This is a genomic window from Bacillus sp. P4_D3 (assembly GCF_056401855.1).
On the sequence record NZ_JBFUIN010000140.1, the window covers coordinates 1 to 7,405 of the forward strand.

The 7,405-nt window shown below is 40.7% G+C and carries 7 protein-coding genes; 1 reads left to right on the top strand and 6 read right to left on the bottom strand.

The window, feature by feature from the left end:
• From AC1DTM_RS14795 to AC1DTM_RS14820, 6 genes are all read right to left on the bottom strand, one after another.
• Nucleotides 1-575, bottom strand: a 575-nt coding sequence (locus AC1DTM_RS14795) for an aminotransferase class III-fold pyridoxal phosphate-dependent enzyme (RefSeq protein WP_477000402.1), incomplete at its 3' end; no start/stop codon positions are given.
• Between the two features lie 30 nt (nucleotides 576-605).
• Nucleotides 606-2,066, bottom strand: coding sequence for a CoA-acylating methylmalonate-semialdehyde dehydrogenase (locus AC1DTM_RS14800; protein ID WP_199715497.1), 1,461 nt, complete (start codon nucleotides 2,064-2,066; stop codon nucleotides 606-608).
• Between the two features lie 185 nt (nucleotides 2,067-2,251).
• Nucleotides 2,252-2,533: a cupin domain-containing protein gene (locus AC1DTM_RS14805; protein WP_078181248.1), complete on the bottom strand. Its 282-nt coding sequence runs from the start codon at nucleotides 2,531-2,533 to the stop codon at nucleotides 2,252-2,254.
• Between the two features lie 44 nt (nucleotides 2,534-2,577).
• The gene (locus AC1DTM_RS14810) at nucleotides 2,578-3,996 is read right to left on the bottom strand and encodes an MATE family efflux transporter (RefSeq protein WP_477000403.1); all 1,419 of its coding nucleotides are present in this window, start codon (nucleotides 3,994-3,996) and stop codon (nucleotides 2,578-2,580) included.
• Nucleotides 3,997-4,041: 45 nt separating this feature from the next.
• Nucleotides 4,042-5,514 carry an aldehyde dehydrogenase family protein gene (locus AC1DTM_RS14815; RefSeq protein WP_477000404.1) on the bottom strand — a complete coding sequence of 491 codons (1,473 nt, stop codon included), beginning with the start codon at nucleotides 5,512-5,514 and terminating at the stop codon, nucleotides 4,042-4,044.
• Between the two features lie 13 nt (nucleotides 5,515-5,527).
• Nucleotides 5,528-6,814, bottom strand: a complete 1,287-nt coding sequence (locus AC1DTM_RS14820) for an NAD(P)/FAD-dependent oxidoreductase (protein ID WP_477000405.1) — start codon at nucleotides 6,812-6,814, stop codon at nucleotides 5,528-5,530.
• Nucleotides 6,815-7,000: 186 nt separating this feature from the next.
• Here AC1DTM_RS14820 and AC1DTM_RS14825 point away from each other — a divergent pair.
• Nucleotides 7,001-7,405: MerR family transcriptional regulator (locus AC1DTM_RS14825; RefSeq protein WP_477000406.1), on the top strand; the 405-nt coding region annotated here is incomplete at its 3' end.

A 7,405-nucleotide genomic window follows, 5' to 3' on the forward strand; every position in this document is an offset into this window, starting at 1 on the left:
GGATTGCGATACGTATCAGGCGGTGCTACATGCAAGAATCCTTGCCCGAGTGGTTCATATTTATACTTTCGCTGTGCTTGACCTGTTGCTGCAAGAGCCCCCATTGTGTTACCGTGGTAAGCACGATAGCGTGAAATAAACTTATAGCGTCCATGATCACCTTTTTGTTGATGATATTGACGAGCAATTTTAAACGCTGTTTCATTTGCTTCCGATCCACTGTTAGAAAAGAAAATGACGTATTCGTCACCAAGCCATTCATTCAATTTTTCTGCTAATTTAATAGCAGGAACATGACTTTGTGTCAGAGGGAAATACGGCATTTCTTCAAGCTGTTCAAAAGCCGCTCTTGCAAGCTCTTTTCGGCCATACCCAACATTCACGCACCAAAGACCGGACATACCGTCTAAATAACGGTTTCCATCAATATCCGTCACCCATGCCCCTTCTGCTTTTGTGATAATTAAATTCGTTGGACTAGGGGCTGCTCCTCTCATTGCATGCCAAAGGTACTTTTCATCTGTTTTTTTCAAACTTTGCGTTTGCTCTGTCGCTTGCACAATCACCAACTCCATTCTATCTTTTTATGATTTCATATCATTCTTTCAATAACGAGCCGTAAGCATTTTCTTGCGAGTATAGAATTCTACGCCGTCTTTTCCATTTGCATGGAGATCACCATAGAAGGATTTCTTATAACCTGAGAATGGGAAGAATGCCATTGGAGCTGGAACTCCAAGATTAACCCCAAGCATACCTGCATCAATTTCTTCACGGAATTCACGAATAGCTTTAGCGCTATCGGTGTACAGGCATGCACCATTTGCGAATGGTGATGCATTAGCAACATGAATCGCTTCCATCAAGTCTTTTACGCGTACAATAGAAAGAACCGGTGCGAAGATTTCATCTTGCCAAATTTTCATTTCCTGTGTCACATTGTCAAAAATCGTTGGGCCAACAAAATAACCTTGGCTGTTTGCTGCATCGTCTTCACGTCCGTCACGAATAAGTGTCGCTCCCTGCTCTACACCGGATTGAATGTATCCGAGTGTCCGCTCTTTATGTCCTTCACGAATAACAGGACCAAGGAAAACACCTTCTTCCAGGCCATTACCAATCGTAATTGCATTAGCCTCTTGAAGCAGTCTATTAACGAGTTCATCTGCAACGTCTTCTTCCACGACAACAACAGCCGCAGCCATGCATCGTTCACCAGCTGAACCGAAAGCAGCATTTATAATTTCTTTCACTGTAGAACTAAGGTCCGCATCTTTTAAGACGATCGAATGATTTTTTGCCCCTGCAAGAGCTTGTACACGTTTGCCGTTAGCTGCTGCTGTTTTATATATATACTCAGCCACAGGTTGGGAACCAACGAAAGATACAGCCTTCACATCCTCATTGTCAAGAATGCCGTTAACGACGTCATGTGCACCATGCACAATATTTAGTACTCCATCTGGAAGACCTGCTTCTTTAAACAGTTCAGCTATGCGATTAGCCAATAGCGGTGTTCTTTCAGATGGTTTTAATACAAACGTATTTCCGCATGCAATCGCGAGTGGAAACATCCAGCATGGCACCATCATCGGAAAGTTAAATGGCGTTATTCCTGCGATTACTCCGATCGGGTAACGATACATCCCTGATTCAACACCGGTAGCAATATCGGGAAGTTGTTCTCCCATCATTAAAGTGGGTGCGCCTGCGGCAAATTCGACACATTCAATCCCCCGCTGTACTTCACCGTATGCTTCTTGATAACTTTTTCCGTTTTCCAAGGTTACGAGTTTAGCTAACTCTTCCCAGTTTTCAATCAATAGCTGTTGATAGCGAAATAGAATCCGAGCACGCCGAGGAACAGCGATCTTTCTCCATGTTTTGAATGCTTCTTTAGCAGTTGCTACAGCTCTATCTACATCTTCTTTAGTCGAAAGAGGCACACGAGCAATAATCTCTCCTGTTGCTGGATTTGGTACATCTTCAACATGTTTACTTGTAGATTCTATCCATTGTCCGCCAATATAATTTTTCAACGTTTGTACATTTTTCATTACTACCATGGTGAAGCCTCCTATTTTAAAATAACCGTCCTATGTATTTATTACACTCATAAAAGAAAGCGCATTCATTTGACGGTATGTAAACTTATTTGCATACATTTCTTCAATATTACTAATCTTAATCTTATCCATTGAATACACAGGAGCAGTCATCTGCTTAGCATTTGTCCACTCCCCAGTTCACATTATTTTAGATTAATCTCATGGTTCATCTTATAATTCTTTTTCAGAAATACTGGGCAATCCCATTCACAAACAAGATCCTTAGCTAAGGAAACGACCCAGTCCTTTGTAATATGATACTTTTTTCCATCAACAGTAATAAACACTTCACCGTCTGTCACATAGAAAACTTCCTGTTCTTCTACATGCCACGTTCCTTTATTCGGTTCGCCTACCCATGGTTCCCATGCGTTGGCACCTAGTTGCTCTGCTTCTTCTACTGTAAGTTTTTTCGCAAAAAACATGATGATCCTCTCTCTTTCGTATTGGTAAATTTGAAGGAATAAGTCTATAAATCTACTGCCTTAACATTTGTATTTTTTAAACGTTTAAACTCTTTTTTCATAAAGTATATGGCAATGAGAACACCTGGAATTTCTGCAGCAGGAGCAGCGTACCATACACCTTCTACACCCCAGAATTTCGGGAAAATAAATAGAAACGGTAACATGAACAACAATATTTTGCTTACACTAATAAACGTTGCAGACCAGTTTCTCTCTTGTGATTCGAAATAACCAGAGATAAGCAAGCTGACTGCACTAAGCGTAAACAAACAATTGAATATAACTGTCGTCCAAATGCCCAGTTTCTGCAATTCAGGATTACCACCAGAAAAAAATGACACAATTGGATCTGCAAAAATGATTAGTATGGCTGTCACGATCACAAAGAAGGAAAMTGTAAAAATGAGTCCCATCTTAATTGCTTGTTTCACACGATCAAGGTTACCTGCACCGTAATTATAACTAATAATCGGTTGAAGTCCTGTCATCCCACCGAGCGCTGCTAAGGCGAGGAGATTTGTAATGTAACCGTTTTGAATTGTGAAAGCTGCAACGTGCAAACCACCACCGTAGCTTTGCAGTAAGTTGTTGGTGAAAATAATTGCAATAAACATCATGAACTGACTCGAGAAAGATGCAAAGCCCGTCCAAACTACTTCACCAATCTTCTTGAGATTAATCATCATATCTTTCATTTTTGGCTTAAGTTTTGTTTTACCAAACCAGAAATAAAAGATTAGGAGAACAGGAATCGATTGCGAAATCGTATTAGCCCATGAAGAACCCATCATCCCCATGTCATACTTCACTACCATAATCCATTCCATAGTCCCAGCAACCACCGCTGCGACTAACCAACTGTTCATTGATAATATAGGTTTTTCATCGATATTAGCTAAAATACTTAATACAACGGCCAATATCGTTAATGGCAACGAAATCCATAGCAGTCRGCTATATTGTACTGCGTATGGAAGCGCTTCATCACTTGCTCCGAATAAAATCATAATATCATTTTCAAAGATCAATCCAAGTATGGCTAACAAAGTGGAAAGGAAAAGAGTAAACCATAAAGTTTGTCCCATAATACCTCTAGCTTCCTCTATCTTGCCTTTTCCAAGTCGAAGTGAAATGACCGCTCCGGCTCCCACACCTAAAAGAACACCAATCATACGGGTAATAACCATGACCGTAAATCCAATTCCGATCCCTTCGACTTCCAGCTCCTGAAAGCCACTGACGAAATAGCCATCAACAACCGATACAACTCCTAAAATTACGTTAGCCATAATTCCCGCCAAAGCAAACCGTAAATATAGTAACGGAATACTTTTGGTTCCTAGCACTGAATCATCCACCGGCTTATTCATTACTTCTGGTTGCTCTATTTTTGATGACGGACCGTTGTCCACTATTTTCATGAGCATATCCCCTTATAAATAATTTATATAGCACGTTTTGCTCAATTAATTCGCATACCAACCTACAGGATTGGCATGCTGGTGGATATTGATTTGCTTCGTTTCCATAAAATGCTCTAGCCCAACAGTACCTAACGCTCTGCCGATTCCACTTTGCTTATATCCGCCCCAAGGGCCTTCAACATAAGCGAGATGATAACTATTAATCCAAGTAATTCCCGCACGCAGTTTACTAATAACACGTTTTGCTCGGTCCATATCTTCAGTAAATACAGCACCGGCTAATCCATAAATGGAATCATTCGCTTTTCGGATGGCATCTTCCTCATCTTTAAATTTCTGTACAACAAGGACTGGACCAAAAATCTCTTCCTTAACAATACACATATTCGCATTTACATCAGCAAATATTGTTGGTGCAATGAAAAATCCTCGATCAAGCCCATTTTCTGTTAAGCGCTTACCACCACAAACTAACTTTGCACCTTCTTCGATCCCTCTCTGAATATAATGTAAAACTTCATTCATATGAGACTCGTTTGTGAGGGCTCCCATTTCGATGTTCTCGCTTTCTCCGTTGCCAACTACAATTTTGCTCGCACGCTCGGCCAATCTTTCAACAAACTTATCGTAAATGGTCTCTTGTACAAGCAAACGGGATGCAGCTGAACAAACTTGCCCAGCATTGTGGAAAATACCAAACATCGCATTATCGACTGCGGTTTCAAAATCCACATCGTCGAACACAATAAGTGGAGATTTACCACCTAGTTCAAGTGTGATTTTTTTCATATTTCCCGCAGCTGCGCGCATAATACTTTGACCTGTTTTTGTTCCACCGGTAAAGGCAACTTTGTCAACATCATGGCTCTCTGCAAGCTCATTCCCAACCTTTGAACCAGGTCCCAATACCAAGTTTGCCACTCCGTCCGGAAGTCCAACCTCTTCGATAATTTCAAATAATTTGAATACGCTTACAGGAGTGACGTCAGCAGGCTTAATTACAATTGTATTCCCCGCGGCAAGTGCAGGAGCAATTTGCCAAACAGCTAACATAAGCGGAAAGTTCCAAGGTACAATAAGTCCACAAACACCAATCGGTTCATGAATAATAATTGTTTCCGAAGCATCCTCGCGAGTGTAAGATTCCTTTTTCATACCTTTGATCAAGTCAGCATAATAGYGGAAACATTGAATCGATACCGGAATATCTACATGGGTTGTTGCACGGATAACCTTACCGTTATTTGCAGTTTCCAAACGGGCAATTTCAGCTGTCTTCTCTTCAAGACGGTCTGCAATCTTATATAGATAGTCAGCTCTTTCATCAGCCGATAAATCCGACCAGATTCCGCTGTCAAACGCTTTACGAGCCGCCTTAATTGCTATCTTCGCATCATCTGCTGATCCATGAGCAGACGTTGCGATAACCTCTCCCGTTGCAGGATTGATAATGTTTCGTCTAGCACCCGATAATGCTTCTACCCATTTCCCGTCAATGAACATGTTAATTTCCATAAAGACCTCTCCTTTACGCGATAATATCTACCAGTTTGAAACCAATATGTGCTATATTGACCAACATCGCTTTCTGATTATAGAATGGGAATGATTTGAGGCGTTCCTTTTCAAATCGGTATCCACCTGCACTCCCCGTAACAATCCATTGTGCCAATAACTTACCAAACAATGTCGAGAGAGACGCGCCATGGCCCGTATAACCCGTTGCGAAATATGCGCCTTCTTTGGATCTACCGATAACCGGGAACGTATCAATTGTAACCCCGATAAATCCACCCCACCTGTAATCAATCTTGCTTCCTTCTAGTTTTGGCATCATTTTAACCATGGCATCGTAAACATTTTGATAAACAGCATCACCTAAGTTTGGACGAATATCGCCACCGCCAAATATGATCCGATTATCTGGTGTGCGCCTGAAATAGTAAAGGAAACTGCTTGTATCAAAAACCATGCGATCTTTAGGAATGACGGCATTCACCAGTGATTCTGGAAGCTGTTCAGTAGCAATAATACGTGCCGAAATTGGCAGTACGCCTTTATTCAGTTCAGTCATGATTTTTCCAGAGTAACCATCTGTAGCCACAATAATGTCTTTCGCAGTAACAGCACCTTTTTCTGTTACAACTTTCACACTATTTCGGCCGTACTCAATAGATAGTGCTTTCGAATGCTCAAAGATTTTTGCACCGATCGATTTAGCTGCTTCTCCCAAACCAATTGCATAGTTCAGTGGTTGGAATGAGTAACTCGAATTGTCGACTAAACAGCCATGATAATGCGGGGAATCAATCTCTTGATGCAACTGACTTCGATTAAGCACGCTTGATTCGTATCCGAAATTTTTGTTTAAGTATTCACTTTCATGTTTCAACCCTTCAAAATGCTTGGCTTTGTAAGCCGCCACAATGTGACCTGTCTTTCTAAAGTTACAGTTGATTTGATGCTCGTCGATAATGTTTTTAACTAATTCAACACTAAGCAGCGAAAGATCGTTAAGCTGTCTCGCCTCTTCGRCACCATACTTCTTGGCAAGCTCCTGCATCGTTGACTTATATCCCGGCAATACCATCCCGCCGTTGCGACCGCTTGCGCCATATCCGATTGTTTCCTGCTCAAGGACAATGACACTCTTCCCTAACTTTTGCAAATGATATGCAGAAGAAAGACCTGTGAAACCTGCGCCAATAATGACAACATCCGCCTCTTCATTTCCTTCAAGAGGTTTTCCTTTGTCATAGCTGTTTGCAGTCGCTGTCCATAGTGAGAGAGTATCCATATGATCCATCTTATCCATAGCTAATCCTTCTCCTTTCGTGACATGTATGTTACAATACAGTCAAAAATATTCAAAATATTCACATTTATTGAATTAATAATATGACTTGGAGTTTCCTCCACGTCAATAGCCATTTGAGAGTTTTTTGAAGTCATTTTGCGAAAAAAATGGAGTAACTCCACTTTTTTCATTGGGGGGACATCTATGAAAATTGGTACATTTGCGAAGCTTTTTCATGTTACGACTGATACCGTTCGTTATTACATTGAACTAGGATTATTAATACCAGACAAAAAAAACACCCAGTATCAAATGAACCAATTGTGTTTCGACGACATGACTTTTATTAGTGAGCTGAAAAAATTTCATTTTTCATTGATAGAAATCCAACGAATTTTATCATATCGGCGTGTCACAAATTTCTCAGACCATGAGGATATCGACTACTACAACAACTTGCTCATTGATAAAAAGGACGAGCTAACCAAGAAAAAAGAAGACATATCAAAAGCTATCCAATTGATTGAAAAAGCAGCTCAAACTAGCTCGCCTTCATCCAAAGAAGAGAATATTACAGGAATCCCGCTTGATTTTGTAAATTTGCTCTAT